Genomic DNA, 20,861 nt, shown 5'->3' on the forward strand with positions numbered 1-20,861 from the left:
GCATCGTCATGCCGTCGCCCGGCAACCATCAAACGAACTACACACATGGGTTTTCTTTCGAAGATATTCGGCAAAAAAGAGGTGGAACTGAAACGGCCTCAGGTGCGCGAAGACGCGGCCCTGATCAAAACCCTCGTCGGTCACGAAGACCGGGTGCTTGGCGTGCGCTTCAGCCCCGATGGCAAGAAGCTGGTCAGCGGCAGTTTCGACGAAAAGGTGAAGCTGTGGAATGTCGAGACCGGCAATGCGATCCATACCATGTCGGGCCATACCACCTGGGTCAAGTGCGTCGATTACAGCCCCAAGGGCGACAAGGTTGCCAGCGGCAGCATCGACAGCACCGTGCGCATCTGGGACGTAGTGACCGCCAAGTGCCTGCACGTCTGCAAGGGGCACGATACCGAGGTGCGCATGATCGCCTTCAGCCCCGACGGCAAGGTGGTGGCCAGTTGCTCGCGCGACACCACCATCAAGTTCTGGGACGCCGAAACCGGCAGTGAGCTGAAAACGCTCTTCGGCCACAAGTCCTACATCGAGTGCATCGCCTACAGCGCCGACGGCAAAAAGCTCGTGAGTTGCGGCGAGGAGCCGGTGGTGAAAATCTGGGATATCGAAACCGGCAAGAACATCGCCAACTACCCGACCGGCGACACGCTCTCGCACTTCGCGGCCTTCAGCCCTGACGGCAGCAAAATCGCGCTGTGCGGTCGCGACGCCAAGGTGAAGGTGCTCGACGCGACGAGCGGCAAAATCATCCACATCCTCGAAGGGCACGAAGATGGCGTTCGCAGCCTCTGCTTCAACCCGGCGGGCACGCTCATCGCCAGCGCCGCCAACGACGAGTCGGTGCGGCTCTGGGACGTCGCCAAAGGCGTGCTCGTGCACACCTATCGCGGCCACACGCACGAGGTGCAGTCGGTCGCCTTCTCGCCGGACGGCAAGGTGATCGCCAGCGGCAGCGACGACTTCAAGATCAAGCTCTGGGGCGTCGTGTAAGGTTTAAGAAGCTTTGCCAAAACTGCCGGGTTTGACGCCCGGCAGTTCTGTTTTCGGGGCGGGGAAGTGGTGGATTTGCATGGACAGGGTGGCCGGAACTGAATACTTGAATGATGGGCGTTATTCTTCTCGATATTGGTAATGTGCTGGTCAACGTGGACTTCATGCCGTTCTGCCGGGCGGTTTCGCGCAAGGGCGAAGCGGGCGCGGCGGCGATCATGGAGCGCTATTGCCAGGGCGAACTCAAGGATCGTCATGACACCGGGCGCACCGGCCCGCAGGAGTATCTCAGCATGATCGCCGCCGATCCGCTCACGCGCGACCTGCCGCCCGACAGGCTCCGTCTCGCCTGGCAAGACATTTTCGTGCCGACGCCCGGCAGCGCCGAAGCGGTCGAAACGCTGCGGCAACGCCACCGGCTCTGGATCATGAGCGACACCGACCCCTTGCACTTCGCTTTCCTCATCGACCGCTTTCCGGTGCTGCGCAACATGGATCGCTATTTTCTCTCCTACGAGCACGGCTGGCTGAAGCGCTCGCCGGAGGCGTTCCGGTACGTGCTCGATTCCTCCGGCTTCGATGCTTCCGGATTTCTCCTGATCGACGACCGTGAGGTCAACACCGGCACGTGCGCCGAAGCTGGCATCCAGAGCATCCTTTTCCGGAGCTGGAAGGAGACGCTCGCTTCGCCGCTGCTGGCGGCTTTTTCGCAATGTTCCGCAGAAGAGGAGGCGCGCACGTGATAAGCATAGCGAGAGGTGTTTCGGTTGACGACAGCGAGATCGAAATCAAAACCATGCGCTCGCAGGGCGCGGGCGGGCAGAATGTCAACAAGGTCGAAACGGCGGTGCATCTGCGCTTCGATATCGGCGCGTCATCGCTTCCGGAAGCACTCAAGGCGCGGCTCATGCAGCAGCGTGACCGCCGGATAACGCGGGAGGGGGTGCTCGTCATCCGCGCCCAGCGCTACCGTTCGCAGGAGAAAAATCGACAGGACGCGCTCGAACGGTTTCAGGGCATTTTGACCAAAGCGCTGGTCGAACAGAAGATGCGCAAACCGACGAAGCCGCCAAAAAGCGCGTCAGCAAAACGGCTCGAACAGAAAGCGAAACGAGGCGAGATCAAGGCGTCGAGAAAACCTGTCAATGACGATTGAACCGCGCCGCAGCTCCAGAGTTCGTTGAAACGCAGAAGCCCCCGGAATGCCGATACAGATGAAGCATTCCGGGGGCTTTTTGATTGAAGCCTGTCCGTCGGCTCAGAGCACCGATTCGCCAGATTCGCCAGTATCGGCCACCATGACCGGGCGGTCGGCGCTGAGCTGCCGCTCATAGGTTTGCACTCTGGCCATAAAGCTGTGCAGTTCCGCAGGCGAAAGCGATCGGCGCGGCGCGACCTGCTTCAGCGCCACCAGAGGATTCTGCGGGCGTCCGTTCCTGATGATCCTGAAATCGAGGTGCGGCCCCGTCGAGCGGCCGGTCGAGCCGACATAGCCAATGATATCGCCCTGTTTCACCCGTTTGCCATAACGGCAGGAGGCTGCGTAACGGCTCAGGTGCAGGTACATCGTATGAACCTTTCCGGAATGAGCGATGGTGATCATGTTGCCCGCATTGCCCTTGCGTCCGCGGAAGATGACGCGCCCGTCGGCCACTGCCCTCACCGGTGTGCCGACGGGCGCGGCCAGATCGATGCCGCCGTGGAACTGGCGCTGGCCGGTGACCGGGTGGATACGATAGCCGAACCCACTCGATACGCGGCGGTAGCTGCACGGCTTGACGAACATGGCGCGGCCCTGCATCATGGCGCGCCCTTTTTCATCGTAGTAAGCGGTGTCGCCCTTGGTATTGGTGAACTGGTACGCGTTGAATTTCCGGCCTTTCGAGCTGATTTCGATGGCGAGAATGTCGCCGGTTCCGACGCAATGGGTCTCGTCCCACTGCTCCTGGAACAGAATCCGGTAGGTCGCGCCAGGGTGAATGTCTCTTCTGAAATCGAGTCTGGAAGAGAGGATTTTTCTGATTTTTGGATTGAGCGAGCCGCGGTTCCGGCTGCGCAGCTCACTCGACAGCGAGGAGCGGAGGGTTCCCTCGATGGTGGCGACGCGGGTATCGTATTCGATGGTTTCGCGCTCGGTGCTCAGCTTGCCGGTCTGCTGATCCTTGACGAGATGAAGGATTTCGTAAGGACTCGACTGCACGGAAAGACTGATGAACTTTCCTTTTTTTCCGGTTTCGAGCTGATAGGTTTTTCCGGCCCTCAGTCCTCTGATGGCGCGGTTTCCCTTGAGTTGCGAGGTGAGTTCGTGAACTTCGGACGGCGTCAGTCCGGCAGCGGTGAGAATGGTGTAGAGAGACTCGCCCCGCCTGAGAACTCTCTTTTCAATGCGGTGAGCCGGATCGTTTTCGCCCTCGTCGAGCGTTACCTTGTCGGACTCGTCATTCATGCCAAGCTCGTCGTCACTCGTCAGGCCGAGGGATTTGCCGAGCGCATGGATCGGCGAAGCGGACCAGTGTCCGGATGAGGCGTACCGGGAGGTGGCGGAAAGGACGAAACTGACTGAAAAGAAAAGAACGACGAGCAGGGCCGTCGATGAGGCGAGAAGGCGCGGACGACTTCGGAAGAGCGCTGATTGGCGTAATTTTATTAGAAGATGGTGAAACTGCTTATTGTACATGATGACCGGATAAATTCACGAAAAACGTAGGGGGTGACACTTCATAAAAATCATAAGTTTGAATGTTATAAAAAAAGCTCGGAAAGGAAAATTCGTTACGTATTTGATACGCCGCTTCGAGGAGTATCTGAGGAAAAAGCTCTCTGAAAAGAGAATTTTTTCTCGGATAGCGATGCGCGACTTTATTTTTTTCATCCTTGGCTCACCGTGCGTCGTGGCGTCGAATGCTGGTCAAATTACTGGCGACGTCTCTTCGTACGGCGTAATTTTATCATTAAACCTTTGACTTCGCTATGCTTGCAACCAACGAACAGCGCCTCGTCGAAATTCTGCTTCAGTGCCAGCCCGGCCAGCCCCGCACTCGCGGAACCTGGGAGGTTGACCATCAGGGCACGCCCTTCATTCTGCCCTCCATCGGCGGCATCACGCTCAACCTCCAGGCGGGCGATCCGGCGTTCGGCTGGGAGGGCGACCACATCGAACCCGGCGTGAGCTGCACCGCCGACACGCACAAACCCTACGAACACCCCAACGTCACCGTGCAGATGCTGAGCTGCGTTGGCAACAAAGCTACCCTCGTCTCCGGCGAGGCGAAGGGCGAGAGCGGAGTGGTGCTTGGCCATCACGGCGGCTCGGAGCACATCATCGTCGATTTTCCGCGCGACGTGAAGGAGAAGATGGCCTACGGCGACACCATCATGGTGCGCTCGAAGGGGCAGGGCCTCAAGCTGACCGACTTCCCGGCAGTATCGCTTTTCAACCTCGATCCGTCACTTCTGGCGAAGATGAAGATCGTGGTCGCCGACGATGGCGTTCTTGAAGTGCCGGTGACGACGATGGTTCCGGCCTACTGCATGGGTTCCGGCATCGGCTCGGCGCACGTGGCCAAAGGCGACTACGACATCGTGACCAGCGACGCCGACGCCGTGCGCGAGTTCGGCCTCGATCGCATCCGCTTCGGCGACTTCGTGGCGCTGCTCGACCAGGACAACCGCTACGGGCGGGCCTACCGCAAGGGGGCCGTCACCATTGGCGTGGTGGTGCACAGCGACTGCCGCGAAGCGGGCCACGGCCCCGGCGTGACGACCATCATGACCAGCGCCACCCCCGCCATTCGCCCCGTCATCGACCCAAAAGCCAACATCGCCGACCTGCTCGGCATCGGCACCAGGTTGTGATTGCGCGGTAGGGTTTGCTGTTTTTGCAGGGGCGATTTCGATTTGCGAGGTCGCCTTTTTTTACGCGAACGGAGCAACCCCATCCCGTCGCCTCTTCTGTCAACCTCGTCCACATTGTCCACCTCGTCCACTTTTTGCGACGCCCACCCCCACGGGCGCGGCCCATCGAGTGTTTCTCAGGATTCAAGCGGTGGGTATTTGTTGGGCTGTATGGTAAACAGAAAGTACCGTGACCGTCTGTTTTCGTGCCGTATAGACGACCAGAAACGGGCTGTCTGAAAAGAACAGTTCACGGGTGTTCTTTACCCTTCCTGGCCGGCCTGATTGCGGATAGTCTGCAAGCTGTTTGCTGGTTTTCCGGGTAATCGAAAAAATGAGCTTGCTGGCTCTGATCGGCGTACACTCTTCGGCGATGAGGTACGCCTCGATCTCACGGAGACGCTTCCGGGCTTTTTCAGTCCACTGAACCTTCACTCTTTCGCCTCCATTCGTCCTCGATCTCTTCTTGTGAAACGACTCGTCCGTGTTCAAGGTCTTCCAGCCCTTCCTGAATGCCTGCTATTTGCCATTCGTTGAGATCCAGATAGTGGCTGATTGCTTCCGTGAAAACGAACGTCTTGTCCCGGTTCAGAGCTTGGGCAAGTCTCTCGATTCGCCTTTTCTCGCTGGAGGCAATACGAAAGCTGATCTGCTCCTTTTGCTCACTGTTTTTCGTTGATGTATTCATCTCTGCTTGAGTTTTGTATTTCAATAAAATACAAGTTAGCTAACGGAAAGGCTTGTTTCAAACGAACGGAATAGAAACACCCCCACGGGCGTGGGGAAGACTTTGCCCTGCTCAGAATACCGTGGAGTCTGGGAGAAACACCCCCACGGGCGTGGGGAAGACACAGCCTGTTTCTCGCCGTTGGCGTGGTATTAAGAAACACCCCCACGGGCGTGGGGAAGACACCTTCAGGTTGATCTGTGCAGTCTTCAGCTCCGAAACACCCCCACGGGCGTGGGGAAGACGTGCACGATGTGATTCAGCTCATGATGCCCTCGGAAACACCCCCACGGGCGTGGGGAAGACTTGCGACGATACATTCGCCACTCGCTTTTCCAAGAAACACCCCCACGGGCGTGGGGAAGACTGCCACACCTCGTAAATCCCCGACTCCACGGCAGAAACACCCCCACGGGCGTGGGGAAGACTCGGCATGCGTCGAGGGAAGAGCCTCTCCTTCGGAAACACCCCCACGGGCGTGGGGAAGACCGTCATCAAAATCCATGTCTATCGCAAAAGGAAGAAACACCCCCACGGGCGTGGGGAAGACGGTCTCGGTCGTCGCTGGAGATGAAAGAAAGCAGAAACACCCCCACGGGCGTGGGGAAGACATCTTTCGCACTTTTTCGAGGAGCTGTTCCAGAGAAACACCCCCACGGGCGTGGGGAAGACAGGGTCTGACCACTTCCCGGTCTCTGTAAATCGGAAACACCCCCACGGGCGTGGGGAAGACTGTAATACGCCAGCGAAGAGTCTTTGGTCTGGAGAAACACCCCCACGGGCGTGGGGAAGACTTTCAGGCGGACGCCTTGAGCCAAGAGCTTTTAGAAACACCCCCACGGGCGTGGGGAAGACTGCGGTACCTTCGTGCTGCTTTGGTACAGCACAGAAACACCCCCACGGGCGTGGGGAAGACTGTACGGCATGTCGAGGGATTACCTCCGGCAGAGAAACACCCCCACGGGCGTGGGGAAGACCATATCACGGTTGCAGTACAGCCTGTTCGGAAGGAAACACCCCCACGGGCGTGGGGAAGACCCGCTGCGACAGCCGATGAGATTCTCGATATGAGAAACACCCCCACGGGCGTGGGGAAGACTTCCCGGCGGGGACGCAGATGGACTGCTGCTCAGAAACACCCCCACGGGCGTGGGGAAGACCCTGCACTGCCCCGGCTTTCTCGGCGGACGCAGGAAACACCCCCACGGGCGTGGGGAAGACGGCGCGAGCGTTTTCCAGACGCGGAAGAGCAGAGAAACACCCCCACGGGCGTGGGGAAGACTGTCTGCGCAGACAGTGACCGTCCAGCCCGCAAGAAACACCCCCACGGGCGTGGGGAAGACTTTTTTTGTAGAAAGGGGTACGCTCATGCCGTGGAAACACCCCCACGGGCGTGGGGAAGACGTCGCGCTGGTCGCGGGCGCGGCGTTGATTTCAGAAACACCCCCACGGGCGTGGGGAAGACCCGGTCTCGCGTCAATATCTACGGTCTCGTAAAGAAACACCCCCACGGGCGTGGGGAAGACCTCCATGCCTTCAAAATACCGGCCTGCAATGTGGAAACACCCCCACGGGCGTGGGGAAGACTCATATATGAAGCCATCGTTGCGCCTTTAGATAGAAACACCCCCACGGGCGTGGGGAAGACCGTCTAAGAGTGCGAGGGTGTACGTCTTAAAATGAAACACCCCCACGGGCGTGGGGAAGACTTTGTGGTGATTTCGTATAAGCTTGTGGGCCAAGAAACACCCCCACGGGCGTGGGGAAGACTCTATCATGCCTGACCAGTCCCGGTTTCCTGCAGAAACACCCCCACGGGCGTGGGGAAGACTAACCATAGAACCATTAACCAGAGTGGGTTTTAGAAACACCCCCACGGGCGTGGGGAAGACTTGCCTGTCATGCCGTCGGAAAGCGTCGGTGGAGAAACACCCCCACGGGCGTGGGGAAGACCTTTCCGATCTAAGTCTGTCCTTCTCCGAGAAAGAAACACCCCCACGGGCGTGGGGAAGACTTTCTTTTTTGTCACTCATAGGGTATTCCATTGGAAACACCCCCACGGGCGTGGGGAAGACCCGCCCGGCATTTGGTGCGGCCCCGGAGATTTAGAAACACCCCCACGGGCGTGGGGAAGACTCGGTAACCCCTTCCCACCCCCGCTATTTGCAGGGAAACACCCCCACGGGCGTGGGGAAGACTGGGCAATGCTACAACGCGATAATTTCGTATCAGAAACACCCCCACGGGCGTGGGGAAGACGGTAATAACTTCCCATGGGCAGTCCTTGGGCAGGAAACACCCCCACGGGCGTGGGGAAGACACTGGGTTTTACTGGGGTTTCGGGACGTCTGGCGTCAAGCTGTTTGGGTTATCTGGTGGCGAGGCGGCGGATTTTTCGATCACGAGCGGCAGGCCCGAAATTTCCGTGATCTCTTTGCGCGTGTCGCCCAAGCCGAAAATCTCGTAGCCGGGGCACGTGTTCGAGCTGTTGAAAATCATCAGGCCGCTTTTCGGCGGGCAGTGCTCGTGCAGATAGTCCACCACCTTTCTGGCCAGGCTGTCCCGCACGCCCGACACAAAAACGTTCGCCCTGGGTTCGATGAACCAGAGCTTCATCCGGCCTCTCACCGCCGGGGGCAGGTCATTGGCGACTACGACGAGCATGGCTTTTTCCCCAGAATGGTTTCGATGTCAGGGCCGATCTTGCCCAGCAGGTCGATTTCGATGACGCGCTTCCGGAACTCCGCGGCGATCTTGTGCCGGTCGTAATATCCGGCCATCTCGGCAGTCATGGCAAAAGCCAGATCGATGGAGACGTGCTGCTTGTACAGATCGGCCAGGTCGTAAATGAACGGCAGCGGACTGCCGGAGTGAATGAACCCGATGTGCGGCGAATAGCCCATGCTGTGCACCGCCGACATGATGATGCTGTACAGGGCCGCGTTTGCCGCCGTGAGAATCTTGTTGGTCGTGTCGCTCATCTCGAATTTTCCCGGCTCGAACCGCCGCCCCTTCCAGCCCACCTTGTACTTCACGGCCATCTCCTCGTAAAACTTCCGCACCCGCAAACCCTCCATGCCCATCATCTGCGGCAACGTCTTGTTCTCCAGATTCGCGTCCGGAAAGCGGTACGCGAAGAGCCGCCGCGCCACTTCGAGCGCTTTTGTCGGATTGGCCGCCAGCTTCATCTGATGCGTCATGTTCCGCGTGTTGCTGGTCGGCGTCTGACCGCTGGCGTAAAACATCAAACTGTCGTCGCCCACCCAGCAGATGCCGCAATTGGCGGCGGCCATCACCTTGACCGCTTCGTGCGTCACCGTCGTGCCGGGGCCGAGCAAAATACAATTCAGCATGGCGACCGGCAGGCGCACGACGTTGCAGTCGCAATCGATCCACTTGATGCTGCTGTCGTCGATCTCCATCCGACCCTTCTCAAGATACAGAAACGGATACTTTTCCTTGACCTGCGGCAGGGTATCCCGCGTCACTTTTATCAAAAGCCGCGCCGGATTCCCTTCGTTGCCGAGTGCGTTACTCTTCATCGTTGTGGTGGATTATGGTTACTCGCCGCTGGCGATATTTTTTCCTTGGGCCGAACTGCACCGGCACGTCGTTGAGCGCCACGACCTCCCCCTCGCCTTCGTCGCCCGGCGCGTAGTCGCGAACGCGGAACGCCTCCCGGAGCGACTTTCCGGCGGCGATGGCCGAGGCCGCTTCGAGCGCCTCCGCCTCCGTCTCGAAGCACTCCCGGAACACCAGGTCGGTCGGCGCGCAGCACTTCCGTCCGAAATAGATGTCCCACACGGGTGACTGAAGCGCTTCGGCGAACTCCCCGGCCCGCGCCGCCGGAACCTCCAGCGCGGCGGCGAACGCGGCCTCCTGCAAATAGTAGCGGTAGGTCATCTTCGTGCCGCCGCCCACCGCGCCGCCGCCATCGCGCTTTTTCGGAATCAGCAAAGTTTCCCACTTGTCTTTCTCATTGTACCCGCTGCCGACCATCTGGAAGTCGCGCAAGAGCGGCGGGCGCTCGCCGCGTTCGCGCTGGAACGCGAGCACCGTTTGGCGGAGTTTGGCCATTTCGTCGAGCAGTTCCCGCTGCTCCCCGCCAGCGCCGAGGGCGCAGCAGAGCAGGCCGAGCAGCCCCGACTTCGTGGGGAAGTCGAGCGTGTCGCGCCGCCCGAAGCGCGAGTCAGCGCCCCACGATTGCAGGGGCGCTTCGAGCCATAAAAGGATGAATGGATTGCTCATGATTTCGCTTCGATAAAGTTGCGGATTTCGCCGACCAGCGTGTCGATGCTGAACGTTTCGTCCTCGCCGCCGAAGGTGAACTCCCGCTCCTTGCCGAAGAGCGACCCGGCCTGCTGCTCCTTTTTGGCGAGATAGTCGGTGAGCGCCTTGATGCTCGGCTGGAGGAATCCGCCATCCTTCGCTTTGACGGCGGTCTCGAACGGAACCTGAAGGCGCTGGCCCTTGCGGATGAAGACTTTCGCGAACTCCCACGGCGACGCGCCCGATTGCGTCGTCTGCCGGGCGCTCGGCACGGCCAGGAAAAGCGCCTTGGTGAACGCCTCCACCGCGTCGGCGATCTGTGCGCCGCCGAGGTTCGCCGAAAGCTGGCCGAGGTCGAGGCTGACGTAGCGGTAGTAGGTGGCGGAGTTGAATTCAAGGCTGCCCATGTGCGCCGAACCCGGCTCCTCGGCAAGGTCGTCGAGCGCGGTGAAGAACTCGACCTCGTTGCTCACCTTGTGCGTCGAAATGGCATGAGCGAACGACGCGGCAGCCTCGATGTTCAGCTCGGCAGCCTGCGCCACCATCCGCCCGAACAGCGCGATGTCGAGGCCATCCTTGGCTGGATCGAGCGTTTTTTTCGAGAGCTTCGCCAGCTCCTTGTCGTTGAGCTTGGTGGCGTCGAACTCCTTTTCGGCGGCGTACTGCGCGTAGGCGTTTGCCTCCGATTCGCTGAAAAAGAAAAGCGTGTCGTTGCTGAAGGCGGCGGCAATCTTCTCTCCACAAGCCTGCGCTTTTTCCTCATCCGCGCCGAGTGCGACGCAGGCTTTGGCAAGGTAGGTCGAGAGGTTTTTGGTTTTGCTCTCTTTGCTCCTGATGCCGAGCGTCACGCCGAGATTGTGCATTTCGAGGCGCACCTGGCGCTTCCAGCACTGCGAGCTGACGCGGGCGCGGGTGGAGCCGCCGACCGACGCGGTTTTCGGAGCGCCAACGTCGTCGCGGTTCAGGCAGGTGACCGGGAAGGGCTGGAGGATGTGGAACTCGATGCGCTGGCCCTTGAATGGATTGTTGTTCATGGTGTTCATGGTGGTATGGTTTTAGTGGTTTGAGTCGTCTTTGAGAGGTTCGATCTGCAACAGCCCGAAGCCGAACGCCCGGCCCCGGCCAATGCCTTTGTTGAAGCTTTCGATAAAGAGGTCGCGGTTTTCGACCCGCAGCATTCCCGACACGCTGGCCGCTCCGTGGGTGACGGGACGGTCGTCCTGCTTGCTGAATTGCATCACCGGCAGCATTCGCACGTCGAGCCGCGCCGGATCGACGCTGAATCCCCACGACGCGAGCGACTTGCCGCCGAACCACGCCGCCACCTCCTCGCGGGTTTTGATGGGTACGCGCCTGCCGCTCTTGTTCTCCTTGCGCGTGGGGTTGAGCGTCACCTCGAACTTGTAGAAGCGGTGCTGGAGGAACTCGTCGGGCACCGTCCACGACGCAGACAGCGTTCCGTGCGCCGGTTGCAGCGGCGGCCTGTCCGACAGAATGAGGATTCGCCTGCCTTTGGCATCGCCCCCCTTGTCGGCGAAGAGCAAGCCGCTGGGAACGCTCGACCGCTTTTCGGCCTCCGAGCGCACGTCCTCAAAAAGGCTGTAAATGACGCGGTGCAGCGAATAGTCGTCCGTCATGCGCAGCGCATTGACGTCCTTGCGGGTGAGGGTGAGCATTGTTGCAATCATGCCTCCACCTCCTCGTTTTCTGCTTTGGCGGCGTGGCGGTAAAAGTCGGTCGCCCAGGCCGTTTTGACGCGGTTGCTGTCGCGATGGAACCAGAGGAGCTGGTCGAGCAGCTTGGCGTAGTCGAGCGTGACTGCCGCCTTCGAGTCGATCAGGCTGAAGAGCGGGCGCAGAATCCGGCAAGCCTCCTCCACCGAATCGCAGGCGAGCAGCCGCCGGAGCCGCGCTTTGGCCTGCTCGCTGGCGCTTTTGTCGTCGTAGCAAAAGGCGATGGCCTTGCCGATGCCCGCCGAGCCGTTGCGCTCCGCTTTGGCTCGCGAGATGGCGGCGGCGATGGTGGCGTAGGGAACGCGCTCGAACCGGTTTTCGAGGTCGATGTTGAAGCCCGCGAGGTACTCCCAGCTCTGGTACTCGGTCGCCGGGTTGTCCGCCCGGCGCAAAGCGGCGGCGGCCCCCTTGTCGCGCTGGCACAGCCCGGTCACGAACTCCACGAACTTTTCCGGCCTGCCGGTTTTCTTCTCTTTTTCGTTGTCCATAACGGTTGGTTTTATCGGTTGTTGATGTAACGCTTCGCAAAATTCGGTCGGCACTCCGCCCACGCATCGATCTGCCGCGCCGTCTCCTTCGGGCAGTAGGCGTCGTACGATTGCAAGGCGAGCGCGGCGGTCGCTTTGCGGATGGCGGGAAGTTTGTTTGGCTCATAGCAGGCGTCGACCAGTTCCGGGAAGCGCCGCTCGCAGAGCTGCCAGAAGAGGCCCGAAGCGTTGGAGGCCAGGTCGCCGCCGTCCATGTTCTGTTTAGAGAAATAGCTCCTTGTGGCCGCATAGACCCTTTTGGAGAGCTGGTCGAGCGACTCCATCTCCTGCTTGAACCGGTCGTACCAGTTTTTATCAATTGCCTCGGAGTTGAACAGGAAGAGGGATTCGACAAAATCGTTGTCCTGCTTCACCGACTGGTCGCCTGAGTTCGCGCTGACGCGAAGTCCGCCGGACCAGATACCGATCTGCTGGTGCTTTCGCTTTGCCCGCGTGAGTCCGTACCTGATGAACTGGCACTCGAAGCCTTTGTTTTCACCGCTTTCGAGGAAGGCGAGCATCGAGGGCAACTCGCGCCACGGGCGCTTGTCGGGATCGATCCAGAGCACTTTCAACTGTTTTTCCTGATCGCTGATCGTCATGCCCGGTTCGCGCCACCCCTCCTTGTGGCTTGGGTATTGCAGCCCTTCGACGTAGTAGATGCCCTCGCCGTCGAGCAGCACGAAGCGCGACAGCGAGAGCAGGGTCGCCATGTAGGAGTTCTTCAGATTGTTGGCGGCGGGGCAATCTTCCCCCTCCGGCATCAGCTCCCACGGTGGCTTGCCGAGGCCCGATTTCCAGTACGGGTTGTCGCGAATCTGCTCCCGCGACAGCAGGTTCAGCAGAAGGGTATCCGTCAGGGTCGGGCCGGTGAGGAACGAGTGCAGGTAGCCCACGTAATTACCGATGCTCGGCCCCGCCTTGGCTGAGACCGATTTGCCCGTGAATCCGTGAGTGAGCGGGGCGAGGTTCTTTTCGATCCGCTTGCCGCCAAAGGCGAAGTTCATGAGCGTGACGATGAAGAGCGCCATTTCGGCGGGATCGGTGGTTTCGAGTAACTGGAACTGGCTCAGAATCGTGTTGTTCTCGGCGGGCAGGTCGGGGAAGAAGCCCGTGCCAATTGCGCGGGGCAGGGCGTCGTCCTCCGCCTTTTTCTGCGCGGCCTCTTTTTTCTTCGCCGGAGCGGCAGGCGCGGCTTTCAGTTCGGTCTGCTTGCGCTCCTCGATCAGCCTCCGGACGGCGGGCATCTGCAAGAACGGCCGTTCGCTGAAGAGCCAGAAGCTGTCTCGCCACTTTTCGAGGTAGGCGCGGCAGGCGGCGCGGAAGGTTTCGGCGTCGAGCTGTTCGAGTTCCTCGGTGGTTTCCGGCGTACAGGCGGCCTGGCCGATGGCGAGCAGGAGCTTGGTGAGGGCGATCTTCTGCACCGGGTTGCCGCCGAGCGCGGGAATGTTGGGATCGCTGAAAATGTCGCCGAGGCTCGCGAAGCCTTTGCCGATGGTTGGAATCCACGGCTCGTCGATCAGGTTGAAACGGTTTTGCATGGCTGTGTCGATGAGGGTTATCGTTTTTCGTATTGGTATCCCAAACGGGGGTTGTAACTCAGTTCGTAGTCGCCGGACGCCGCGCCGCCGCCGGGCAGCTTCAGTTGGCCGCCCTCGCCCACGATGGCGACGCGCAGGAGGCTTTCGCTCTTCGACGGATCGCCGAGGTAGAAGTAGGGCTTGAGCCACGAAAGCGTGTTGCGTCCGGGCGCCGTGGGCGCGGCGTAATCGGCGACCTGAAGCGTTTGCGTGGCGAGACGCGCGGCGAGCTGGCGCTGCTCGCGCTTCTTCCCGGCGGCGAAGTCGTGCGGCAGCGTGAGCGTTTTGCCATCGAGCAGCGTCACCGTGGTTTCGTGCGCCGCGTGGTTGTGGCTGACCGATTGCAGCAGGAGCAGCTCGACGCTGTCGATGTCGCTGTAGCGCGTGGCAACATTGGTGTCGGGCTTTTCGAGGAGGTCCAACGAGACGCTCTGAAGCGCGAAGCTTTCGAGCTTCGCCTTGTGTTTCTGGAGTTCGGCTTTGAGTTTCGCCATCGCCTCGCTCTCCGGCCTCGCTTCGTAGGTGCGTTCGAGCAGGCTGCGAATGTCGCCCGGCAGCGAGAGCGTTTCCACGCCAGCCCACGCCTGAAGCGTCCGCAGGAGCACGTAGGGGCTGTAAACCTTCGCGCTTTTGCCGAACGCCTCGCCCGGATTCTGCTCGGCGGCCTCGAACTCCGCGCTGACGATCCACGCTTCGCACCTCGCTCCGGCGGGGCGCTGGTGGAAGCTGTGCCGCCACAAGCGCCCGATGCGCTGCAAGAGCATGTCGGTCGGGCAGAGGCGCGTGACGAGGAAGTCGGCGTCGATGTCGAGCGACTGCTCCAGCACCTGCGTTCCGACGAGAATCCGCCCCCGCTCGCGCCGCGCCGCCGCGCCATCCGCGCCGTAGCGCGTGACCCAGATATTTTCGAGCACCTCGCGGTCGCGGTGGATGAAGCGAGAGTGAAGCAGGCCGCACTCGATTGCCATGCCGTCAGTTCGTGCGGCGAGGAGTTTGAACATCTCCTGTGCTTCGCTGACGGTGTTTTCGATCCAGAGCACCTGCTGGCCGGAATCCGCGCGGTCGAGCGCTTCGTCGAGCGCCTCGTCGATGTCGAGCGTCTGGCGGATGGCGACGCGGTTTCCGGGGGTTGTTTTAGGCGCGATTTCGACCGGCTCCAGCGCTTCGTCAGCCAGCGCCGAGATGAGCGGGTAGGGCGCTTCCGCGCTTCGTTCCGCGCCGAGCAACGCGCTCCGCCGCTCGCCGGTGAGGGTGGCGCTGAGGATGATGACCGTGCAGCGCAGCCGCCGCAACTCGCCCACCAGCCGGTCGAGAATGGTGCCGGTGTAGGCGTCGTACGAGTGAACTTCGTCGAGAATGACCACCTTGCCCGCGATGCCGAAGGCGCGGACGAAGCCGTGCTTGACGTTCATCGAGGCCATCAGCGCCTGATCGATGGTGCCGACCGCGAAGGGGGCGAGCAGTCCGCGCTTGGCGGAGCTGAACCACGAGCAGCCGGGCGCGGCGTCCGCGCCGAGGTCGAACTCCCGCAGCCAGGCGTTGCCGTGTACGAGCAGCGCGTTTCGGTTGCTGGAGCCCGGTTCGAGCACCTTGTCGAGGAAGCGCTCGACCCGCTCGTGGATGCGGTTGGAGGTCAGTTGCGTCGGCAGCGCGAAGTATATCCCGCGTGCATTGCCGGACGAAACGACGGCGTAGGCGGCGTAGAGCGCGGCCTCGGTTTTGCCGATGCCCATCGGCGCTTCGAGGATATAGACGCCGGGGTGACAGGCTGCTTCGATCAGGCCGCGCTGGATCGGGCGCGCCTCGAACCCGAAAATCTCCCGAAACGACAGCCCCGGCGCGAGGCGCGGCGGCGTGAATCCGGCGGCATCGACGGCGCTGGCGATGCGGCTTTGCCACGGCACTGCCGGGTCGTCGAAGGTCGCGCCGGAGCCGATCCAGTCCGCCACGGAGGTCAGCCCGGCCAGCACGCGGGCGTGCAGCGGATCGCGGATTTCCGGGAACCGCTCGCCCGTCGCCTCCATCAGCAGCGCCAAAAGCCGCGCTCGCTCGGCTTGCCACGCCGCGCCGCCGAACGACTCCGCGTCGGCGGATCGTGCGCCGAGATTCGGCGCGTAACCGTGGTGGCAACCGGCAATCGAAGCGACGGTTTTGCCCGCCTCCAGCGCTTCGAGAGCGCACTGACTCACGCCCGCGTGTCCGCCCCAGCTTTTATTTTCATCGATGGAGTGATCGACATTGCGTAACGCTTCCAGCGATGATGCATCGGCGTTCTCAATCTTTGCATAGATTTTTTGCTGAAATGTCGGACTGACCTTTCCGAGGTCGTGGCAGGCGGCGACGAGCGTGGAGCCGCCGGGGAAGAACGGCTCGCGCAGATAGGCGGGCGAGCGGGCGATCAGCTCCCGCGCCACCTCGCCCGCGATGCGGCAGTGGTCGAGCACCGTTCGCCCGGCAACGGAGCGCAGGGCATCGATTTTTCGCGATTTGGCCAGGCAGCTTTCGAGCGGCAGCGGCGGATGTTCAGCCGGAGCCTCCGCATTTTTCAGGGATTTTGGGTAATGACGCATGGATGGTCGGGTTGTGAGGTTTGAACGGTGTGGTTGGGCAAGGCGCAAAACACAAAACGGTCAACCGAATCCACAATGAACCGGAACTGCTGGCGTGTGGGGTCGGGGCGATAAATAGAATGTAAAAAATTAGTGCAATGAACTATCGGTACTCTCGATCGGGGAAATTGTTCGCAAACGAGCCTGAGAGGTTTCGCTTCTGTGCCAGGCTCGTCACATCATCTTGAAGTGATTCTGCGGAGGCCCGGCATGGAATTTTGTCGGCCTGAAACGTGTTAGAATTCATTGATAACGTTGTGCCGAACCAGATTCAAGAACCAACAAACGGAGCAGAACCATGAACCTGAAGCTGTATGGAAGGGATCCCCTGAAGATGTTCGAAGATGTGTTCAACGAAAAGATGACGCCGTTCATCAGCTCGATGGGCTCGATGATCGCTCCGACCTTCAAGGTGGATATCAGTGAAGATGAAAAAGCCATTTACCTCTCCGCCGACATTCCGGGCGTGAAGAAGGAGGATGTGAAGGTGACGATGGAGGACGAGGTCATCAGCATCTGTGCTGAGCGCCAGCAGGAGGAGGAGGAGAAAAGCAAGAATTACCACCGGGTCGAGCGCTCGTGGGGCAGCCTGTCACGGAGCTTCACCATCGGCGAAAACGTGGACGCGGAGAACATCACGGCCAATTACGACAATGGCGTGCTGAAAATCGTTGTCCCGAAAAAGGAGCCGGAAGAGAAAAAGAGCAAAGAGATCGCCGTAAGCTGATCGGCCAGAGAACAAAAACACCTCTCAAGCCTCGCGTCCTCGGATGCGGGGTTTTTTTGTGGCCGGGCGACGGGGCGGAGTTGATTTATCCGGTTAATGCGGGCTGAGGATTTATCTGAAAGTCAGCGACTTTGTGGGGAGGGTGTTCTTCCGATTACCGGTTTGTCAAAATAAAAATGACGGAGATTCGCCATCGCGAGTCCCGACAAGTCGGCACTTGGCGATGCGGCTTTCCATGAACAGACAGAGGAAGAGGACGGGCACAAGACCCGTCCCTACAGTTGGGAATGACAATGGTTTGTCTGGATAATCATGTTCAAGGCCCGTGTGCGGTATCGATCCCGACAAGTCGGGATTCGCAATGATGGTGGTTGCCATTGACAGAAGACTTACCCCTTCACCAGAACTTTTTTGTGCTCCCTCGGCACGTAGTAATCTCCCGTAATTCCGTTGTTTGACAACAATATCTGCCAGAGCTGGACGTTTCGGGCGCGGAACGATCCGGCGGCGCTGAGCAGGTAGTAGCGCCACATGCGGTAGAACCGTTCGCTGTAGGCGTGGCGAAGTGCAGGCCAGTGCTCTTCGAAGTTCCGGTGCCAGGCCATGAGCGTGTGGTCATAGTCGTTGGCGAAGGCGTGCCAGTCTTCGATGAGCTGCTGGCCCTCGGCGGCGGTGGTGATCTGACGGGCCGACGGGAGCATGGAGTTGGGGAAGATGTATTTGTGCGTCCATTTGTCGGTGTGGGTCGAGGAGCGCTTGCTGCCGATGGTGTGCAGGAGGAACAGGCCGTCATTTTTGAGGCAGTTGCGGGCAATCTCGAAAAAGCGCCGGTAGTTTTTTACGCCGACATGCTCGAACATGCCGATGGAGTAGATGCGGTCGAAGCTGCCGCTGAGCTGGCGGTAATCGACGAGCCGCACCTCGACCGGAAGGTTGTTTCGCAGTTCGTCGGCCTTTTTCTTCTGCTCGCTCGAAACCGTGACGCCGGTGACGCTCACGCCGTAGTGCTCCGCCGCGAAGCGCGCCGCGCCGCCCCAGCCGCAGCCGATGTCGAGCACCCGCATTCCCGGCGCGAGGTCGAGTTTGTTGAAGATGAGCCGCAGCTTGTTCTCCTGCGCTTCGTCGAGGTCGCGGGCATCTTTCCAGTAGCCGCAACTGTAGAGCATGTGCTTGTCGAGCATCGCCTCGTACAGATCGTTGCCCGCGTTGTAATGGACTTCACCGACGGTGAACGCCCGCGAGGGTTTTTGAAGGTTGACCAGAACGCCGAGGATATTGCCGAGGGCGCGGGTCGCTTGCGAAACTTTGGTGTCGAGGCGTGAACGAAGCACCCGGTAGAAAAACTGGTCGAGCGCCGGGCAGTCCCACCAGCCGTCCATGTAGGATTCGCCGATGCCGAGATGCGACTCGGTGACGACGCGCTTGTAGAAGCGGGGGTCGTTGACGGTGATGTCCCACGGATTGCCGCCTCCGACGGCGATGCCCGCCGATTCGAGCAGCGCTCTCAATTTGCTTTCGTAAATGCCGCTCATAGCTTCTCCCGTGAGTTTTGCTTGTCGTGATTATGCAGGCATTGAGGCGAGAAAGGTTTCGATCTGTGCGATCTCCCGTTCCGAAAGCGCGAGGCTGGCGGCCCCCGCTGTGCCTTCGACCTGCGCCGCGGTGCGTCCGCCGACAATCGCCGCCGTGAGTGCCGGATGGCGGAGCGTCCAGGCGATGGCAACCTGGCCCGGCGAGGCGTCGTGCTGCTTGCCGATGCGGCGCAGCAGTTCGACCAGTTCAAGATTGGCGGAGAGACGCGGCTCCTGGAACTCCTTGTTGTTGCGTCGCCAGTCGTCCGCCGGAAGGTTCAGCGCCCGCTCGCGCGTCATCGCGCCGGTGAGCATTCCCGAAAGCATCGGCGAATAGACGATGACGCCGATCTGGTGCTGCTCGCAGTAAGGCAGGATCTCCGTTTCAATCGCCCGGCGCAGCATGGAGTAGGGCGGTTGCAACGACGCAATCGGCGCGATGGCGGCGGCTCGCTCCATCTGCGGGACATTGAAATTCGAGACGCCGATGTACCGCACAAGCCCCTCCTCCTGAAGCCGCGCCATCTCGCGCCACGCCTCCTCGATCTCGGCGTCCGGATTCGGCCAGTGAATCTGGTACAGATCGATGCGGTCGGCACCGAGGCGCTGCAAGCTTGCCTCGCACTCCCGGCGGATGGAGTCCGTGCGGAGGTTGTTGCCGATGGCGCGGGCGTCGTCCCACACAAGCCCACACTTGGTGAAGACGAAAGGCTTCTCGGCGAGGCCCCGCAACGCTTTGCCGACCAGCTCCTCGGCATGGCCGAGACCGTACACCGCCGCCGTGTCGATCCAGTTGATGCCGAGCTCCACCGCTTTTTCAATCGCCTCGACAGCATCACGGTCGCTCTGCGATCCCCAGCCATAGGCCCAGTTCGCCCCGCCGATAGCCCAGCAGCCGAACCCGACCGGCGTGATCTCCATATCCGTCGTACCCAACCGTCGCTTTTTCATGGGCAGGTAGTGTTTGTTGAACGAGGTCGTTCAGGTTTTGAGTATATCTGTACAACTATGAAATCTCTTTCAGTCGCCAGTTCGTTCCGGGGTGATTGATGGGAGGAGGGGATGGTGGAGGAGTTTTGAAAAACACGACACTTTTTGAGTTTGCAGGTCGTTCACTTATTTGTTAACATGAAATATGCGAACTATTAAATTTTTCAAGACTTCAACCGGAAAAAGTCCGGTCGATGAGTTTCTGGAATCTCTTTCGACAAAAGAGGCGAGCAAGGTATTCTGGGTACTCCGGCTTGTGGCGGAACTACCGTCCGTTCCGGCGGAGTATTTCAAGAAGCTGAAAAATACCGATGGAATTTGGGAGGTTCGTGCGTCGCAGGGCAACAATGAGTTTCGCCTGCTCAGCTTTTTCGACGATGGAAATCTGGTAATTCTGACTAACGGGTTCGCAAAGAAATCGCAGAAAACTCCGATGGAGCAAATTACTTTAGCGGAGCAAAGAAAGAATGAATATCTCAGGAGAAAAAATAATGGATGACTTGCAGCGAGCGATTGAAAAGCGCAAAAGCGTTGACGCTGAATTTGCTGAGAACTTCGATAAAGGATACGAAGAATTTAAAATCGGTGTCTTGTTAAAAGAGGCGAGAAAAAATGCCGGGCTTACCCAGGAAGCGCTGGCCGAAAAGTTGAAAACCAAGAAGTCGGCAATTTCAAGAATCGAAAATCACGCTGATGACATCCGCCTTTCAACGCTGTATAACTATGCTGAAGCGTTGGGCAAGAAGATACACGTTACGATACAGTAGGTGATTGTGCTGGGTGATGTCATTTTTGCATGGTTTTTCAATTCAATTCAATTCAATTCAATTCAATTCAGAATAATCTATCCATATGTAGTCTTGAATTAATGCGCTTGAGAATCGAAATCAATAAAAAATAGTGTTTGCCAATTTAATCATTGACTCCATAGATTTTTTTGCTAGAACAATATACGTTATTCTTGGCTTGATAGATTGTTAAACGATTATATTTAGCTAAGAAATATAAGTTGTTTTCGAAAAGACTCACATTTAGTCTTTTTTCTGTCAACTTAAAATCCTCAACAATGTTTTTTGGTATTACTATATTGCTTTGTTTCTCTATATCCGTGAATATATAAGTAATAAAAGCCGTCGAACAAAGATTAAATCTCTATGGGATATATTCCCCGAAGCTCTGCTTCGTTAAAGATAAAAGTGTAATAATTGAGCACATATATTCATAAAAGTCATAATGTA

General features: G+C 59.3%; 21 protein-coding genes and 1 CRISPR repeat array. Of the genes, 7 read left to right on the plus strand and 14 right to left on the minus strand.

The window, feature by feature from the left end; all coding sequences use genetic code 11:
• Window positions 1–45 precede the first annotated feature (45 nt).
• From EST62_RS11120 to arfB, 3 genes are all read left to right on the plus strand, one after another.
• The gene (locus tag EST62_RS11120) at window positions 46–996 is read left to right on the plus strand and encodes a WD40 repeat domain-containing protein (protein ID WP_129052146.1); all 951 of its coding nucleotides are present in this window, start codon (window positions 46–48) and stop codon (window positions 994–996) included.
• Window positions 997–1,106: 110 nt separating this feature from the next.
• On the plus strand, window positions 1,107–1,739 hold the full coding sequence (locus EST62_RS11125) for an HAD family hydrolase (RefSeq protein ID WP_371414695.1): 633 nt from the start codon (window positions 1,107–1,109) through the stop codon (window positions 1,737–1,739).
• Window positions 1,736–2,152 (plus strand): alternative ribosome rescue aminoacyl-tRNA hydrolase ArfB, encoded by a 417-nt coding sequence (arfB, locus tag EST62_RS11130; RefSeq protein WP_129052147.1) that lies wholly within the window; start codon window positions 1,736–1,738, stop codon window positions 2,150–2,152. The genes EST62_RS11125 and arfB overlap by 4 nt, the downstream gene beginning before the upstream one ends.
• A gap of 102 nt (window positions 2,153–2,254) precedes the next feature.
• On the opposite strand, the gene EST62_RS11135 is transcribed toward arfB, so the two are convergent.
• Window positions 2,255–3,673 carry a M23 family metallopeptidase gene (locus tag EST62_RS11135; protein WP_167599326.1) on the minus strand — a complete coding sequence of 473 codons (1,419 nt, stop codon included), beginning with the start codon at window positions 3,671–3,673 and terminating at the stop codon, window positions 2,255–2,257.
• Window positions 3,674–3,966: 293 nt separating this feature from the next.
• Between EST62_RS11135 and EST62_RS11140 the strand changes: the two genes are divergently transcribed.
• Complete coding sequence (locus EST62_RS11140) at window positions 3,967–4,851, plus strand: DUF4438 domain-containing protein (RefSeq protein ID WP_129052148.1); 885 nt, start codon at window positions 3,967–3,969, stop codon at window positions 4,849–4,851.
• 183 nt (window positions 4,852–5,034) lie between these two features.
• Here EST62_RS11140 and EST62_RS11145 read toward each other — a convergent pair whose 3' ends face one another.
• The 10 genes from EST62_RS11145 to cas3 all read right to left on the minus strand — a co-directional run bounded on the left by EST62_RS11145 (window position 5,035) and on the right by cas3 (window position 16,296).
• Window positions 5,035–5,325 carry a type II toxin-antitoxin system RelE/ParE family toxin gene (locus tag EST62_RS11145; RefSeq protein ID WP_129052149.1) on the minus strand — a complete coding sequence of 97 codons (291 nt, stop codon included), beginning with the start codon at window positions 5,323–5,325 and terminating at the stop codon, window positions 5,035–5,037.
• Window positions 5,306–5,578, minus strand: coding sequence for a CopG family ribbon-helix-helix protein (locus EST62_RS11150; protein ID WP_129052150.1), 273 nt, complete (start codon window positions 5,576–5,578; stop codon window positions 5,306–5,308). Before EST62_RS11150 ends, EST62_RS11145 begins: the two co-directional genes overlap by 20 nt.
• A gap of 72 nt (window positions 5,579–5,650) precedes the next feature.
• A CRISPR array of direct repeats spans window positions 5,651–7,937; the repeat unit is 28 nt; unit sequence GAAACACCCCCACGGGCGTGGGGAAGAC.
• 8 nt (window positions 7,938–7,945) lie between these two features.
• The gene (gene cas2e / locus EST62_RS11155; RefSeq protein ID WP_129052151.1) at window positions 7,946–8,281 is read right to left on the minus strand and encodes a type I-E CRISPR-associated endoribonuclease Cas2e; all 336 of its coding nucleotides are present in this window, start codon (window positions 8,279–8,281) and stop codon (window positions 7,946–7,948) included.
• Entirely contained in the window at window positions 8,269–9,159 is an 891-nt protein-coding gene (gene cas1e / locus EST62_RS11160) for a type I-E CRISPR-associated endonuclease Cas1e (protein ID WP_129052152.1), read from the minus strand. The genes cas2e and cas1e overlap by 13 nt, the downstream gene beginning before the upstream one ends.
• Window positions 9,149–9,865, minus strand: coding sequence for a type I-E CRISPR-associated protein Cas5/CasD (cas5e, locus tag EST62_RS11165; RefSeq protein WP_129052153.1), 717 nt, complete (start codon window positions 9,863–9,865; stop codon window positions 9,149–9,151). Before cas5e ends, cas1e begins: the two co-directional genes overlap by 11 nt.
• On the minus strand, window positions 9,862–10,920 hold the full coding sequence (gene cas7e / locus EST62_RS11170; protein ID WP_129052171.1) for a type I-E CRISPR-associated protein Cas7/Cse4/CasC: 1,059 nt from the start codon (window positions 10,918–10,920) through the stop codon (window positions 9,862–9,864). The genes cas5e and cas7e overlap by 4 nt, the downstream gene beginning before the upstream one ends.
• Window positions 10,921–10,941: 21 nt before the next feature.
• The gene (gene cas6e / locus EST62_RS11175; protein ID WP_129052154.1) at window positions 10,942–11,574 is read right to left on the minus strand and encodes a type I-E CRISPR-associated protein Cas6/Cse3/CasE; all 633 of its coding nucleotides are present in this window, start codon (window positions 11,572–11,574) and stop codon (window positions 10,942–10,944) included.
• Window positions 11,571–12,107 (minus strand): type I-E CRISPR-associated protein Cse2/CasB, encoded by a 537-nt coding sequence (casB, locus tag EST62_RS11180; RefSeq protein ID WP_129052155.1) that lies wholly within the window; start codon window positions 12,105–12,107, stop codon window positions 11,571–11,573. Before casB ends, cas6e begins: the two co-directional genes overlap by 4 nt.
• An 11-nt stretch (window positions 12,108–12,118) precedes the next feature.
• Window positions 12,119–13,687 (minus strand): type I-E CRISPR-associated protein Cse1/CasA, encoded by a 1,569-nt coding sequence (gene casA, locus EST62_RS11185; RefSeq protein ID WP_129052156.1) that lies wholly within the window; start codon window positions 13,685–13,687, stop codon window positions 12,119–12,121.
• Window positions 13,688–13,704: 17 nt separating this feature from the next.
• Window positions 13,705–16,296: a CRISPR-associated helicase Cas3' gene (cas3, locus tag EST62_RS11190; protein WP_129052157.1), complete on the minus strand. Its 2,592-nt coding sequence runs from the start codon at window positions 16,294–16,296 to the stop codon at window positions 13,705–13,707.
• A gap of 337 nt (window positions 16,297–16,633) precedes the next feature.
• On the opposite strand from cas3, the gene EST62_RS11195 reads away from it, so the two are divergent.
• Window positions 16,634–17,062, plus strand: a complete 429-nt coding sequence (locus EST62_RS11195) for an Hsp20/alpha crystallin family protein (RefSeq protein WP_129052158.1) — start codon at window positions 16,634–16,636, stop codon at window positions 17,060–17,062.
• Between the two features lie 165 nt (window positions 17,063–17,227).
• Here the strand turns inward: EST62_RS11195 and EST62_RS13555 are convergent, their stop codons facing one another.
• From EST62_RS13555 to EST62_RS11205, 3 genes are read right to left on the minus strand one after another with little or no spacing between them, the layout of a single operon-like run.
• Window positions 17,228–17,440, minus strand: a complete 213-nt coding sequence (locus EST62_RS13555; RefSeq protein ID WP_167599327.1) for a hypothetical protein — start codon at window positions 17,438–17,440, stop codon at window positions 17,228–17,230.
• Window positions 17,441–17,451: 11 nt separating this feature from the next.
• On the minus strand, window positions 17,452–18,594 hold the full coding sequence (gene cfa, locus EST62_RS11200; protein WP_129052159.1) for a cyclopropane fatty acyl phospholipid synthase: 1,143 nt from the start codon (window positions 18,592–18,594) through the stop codon (window positions 17,452–17,454).
• A 30-nt stretch (window positions 18,595–18,624) separates the two neighbouring features.
• Complete coding sequence (locus tag EST62_RS11205) at window positions 18,625–19,584, minus strand: aldo/keto reductase (RefSeq protein ID WP_129052160.1); 960 nt, start codon at window positions 19,582–19,584, stop codon at window positions 18,625–18,627.
• Between the two features lie 184 nt (window positions 19,585–19,768).
• On the opposite strand from EST62_RS11205, the gene EST62_RS11210 reads away from it, so the two are divergent.
• Both EST62_RS11210 and EST62_RS11215 read left to right on the plus strand, forming a co-directional pair.
• Window positions 19,769–20,122, plus strand: a complete 354-nt coding sequence (locus EST62_RS11210) for a type II toxin-antitoxin system RelE/ParE family toxin (RefSeq protein ID WP_129052161.1) — start codon at window positions 19,769–19,771, stop codon at window positions 20,120–20,122.
• Window positions 20,115–20,390, plus strand: a complete 276-nt coding sequence (locus EST62_RS11215) for a helix-turn-helix domain-containing protein (protein WP_129052162.1) — start codon at window positions 20,115–20,117, stop codon at window positions 20,388–20,390. The genes EST62_RS11210 and EST62_RS11215 overlap by 8 nt, the downstream gene beginning before the upstream one ends.
• The last annotated feature ends 471 nt before the right edge of the window (window positions 20,391–20,861 follow it).

This window comes from Chlorobaculum sp. 24CR (genome assembly GCF_004118635.1).
In the GTDB taxonomy this organism is placed as follows: Bacteria; Bacteroidota; Chlorobiia; order Chlorobiales; family Chlorobiaceae; genus Chlorobaculum.

Coding starts and splice junctions, on each gene's coding strand:
- EST62_RS11120 (WP_129052146.1), top strand. CDS start 46: ATGGGTTTTCTTTCGAAGATATTCGGCAAAAAAGAGGTGGAACTGAAA.
- EST62_RS11125 (WP_371414695.1), top strand. CDS start 1,107: ATGATGGGCGTTATTCTTCTCGATATTGGTAATGTGCTGGTCAACGTG.
- EST62_RS11135 (WP_167599326.1), bottom strand. CDS start 3,673: ATGTACAATAAGCAGTTTCACCATCTTCTAATAAAATTACGCCAATCA.
- EST62_RS11140 (WP_129052148.1), top strand. CDS start 3,967: ATGCTTGCAACCAACGAACAGCGCCTCGTCGAAATTCTGCTTCAGTGC.
- EST62_RS11150 (WP_129052150.1), bottom strand. CDS start 5,578: ATGAATACATCAACGAAAAACAGTGAGCAAAAGGAGCAGATCAGCTTT.
- cas2e (WP_129052151.1), bottom strand. CDS start 8,281: ATGCTCGTCGTAGTCGCCAATGACCTGCCCCCGGCGGTGAGAGGCCGG.
- cas1e (WP_129052152.1), bottom strand. CDS start 9,159: ATGAAGAGTAACGCACTCGGCAACGAAGGGAATCCGGCGCGGCTTTTG.
- cas5e (WP_129052153.1), bottom strand. CDS start 9,865: ATGAGCAATCCATTCATCCTTTTATGGCTCGAAGCGCCCCTGCAATCG.
- cas7e (WP_129052171.1), bottom strand. CDS start 10,920: ATGAACAACAATCCATTCAAGGGCCAGCGCATCGAGTTCCACATCCTC.
- cas6e (WP_129052154.1), bottom strand. CDS start 11,574: ATGATTGCAACAATGCTCACCCTCACCCGCAAGGACGTCAATGCGCTG.
- casB (WP_129052155.1), bottom strand. CDS start 12,107: ATGGACAACGAAAAAGAGAAGAAAACCGGCAGGCCGGAAAAGTTCGTG.
- casA (WP_129052156.1), bottom strand. CDS start 13,687: ATGCAAAACCGTTTCAACCTGATCGACGAGCCGTGGATTCCAACCATC.
- cas3 (WP_129052157.1), bottom strand. CDS start 16,296: ATGCGTCATTACCCAAAATCCCTGAAAAATGCGGAGGCTCCGGCTGAA.
- EST62_RS11195 (WP_129052158.1), top strand. CDS start 16,634: ATGAACCTGAAGCTGTATGGAAGGGATCCCCTGAAGATGTTCGAAGAT.
- EST62_RS13555 (WP_167599327.1), bottom strand. CDS start 17,440: ATGGCAACCACCATCATTGCGAATCCCGACTTGTCGGGATCGATACCG.
- cfa (WP_129052159.1), bottom strand. CDS start 18,594: ATGAGCGGCATTTACGAAAGCAAATTGAGAGCGCTGCTCGAATCGGCG.
- EST62_RS11205 (WP_129052160.1), bottom strand. CDS start 19,584: ATGAAAAAGCGACGGTTGGGTACGACGGATATGGAGATCACGCCGGTC.
- EST62_RS11210 (WP_129052161.1), top strand. CDS start 19,769: ATGCGAACTATTAAATTTTTCAAGACTTCAACCGGAAAAAGTCCGGTC.
- EST62_RS11215 (WP_129052162.1), top strand. CDS start 20,115: ATGGATGACTTGCAGCGAGCGATTGAAAAGCGCAAAAGCGTTGACGCT.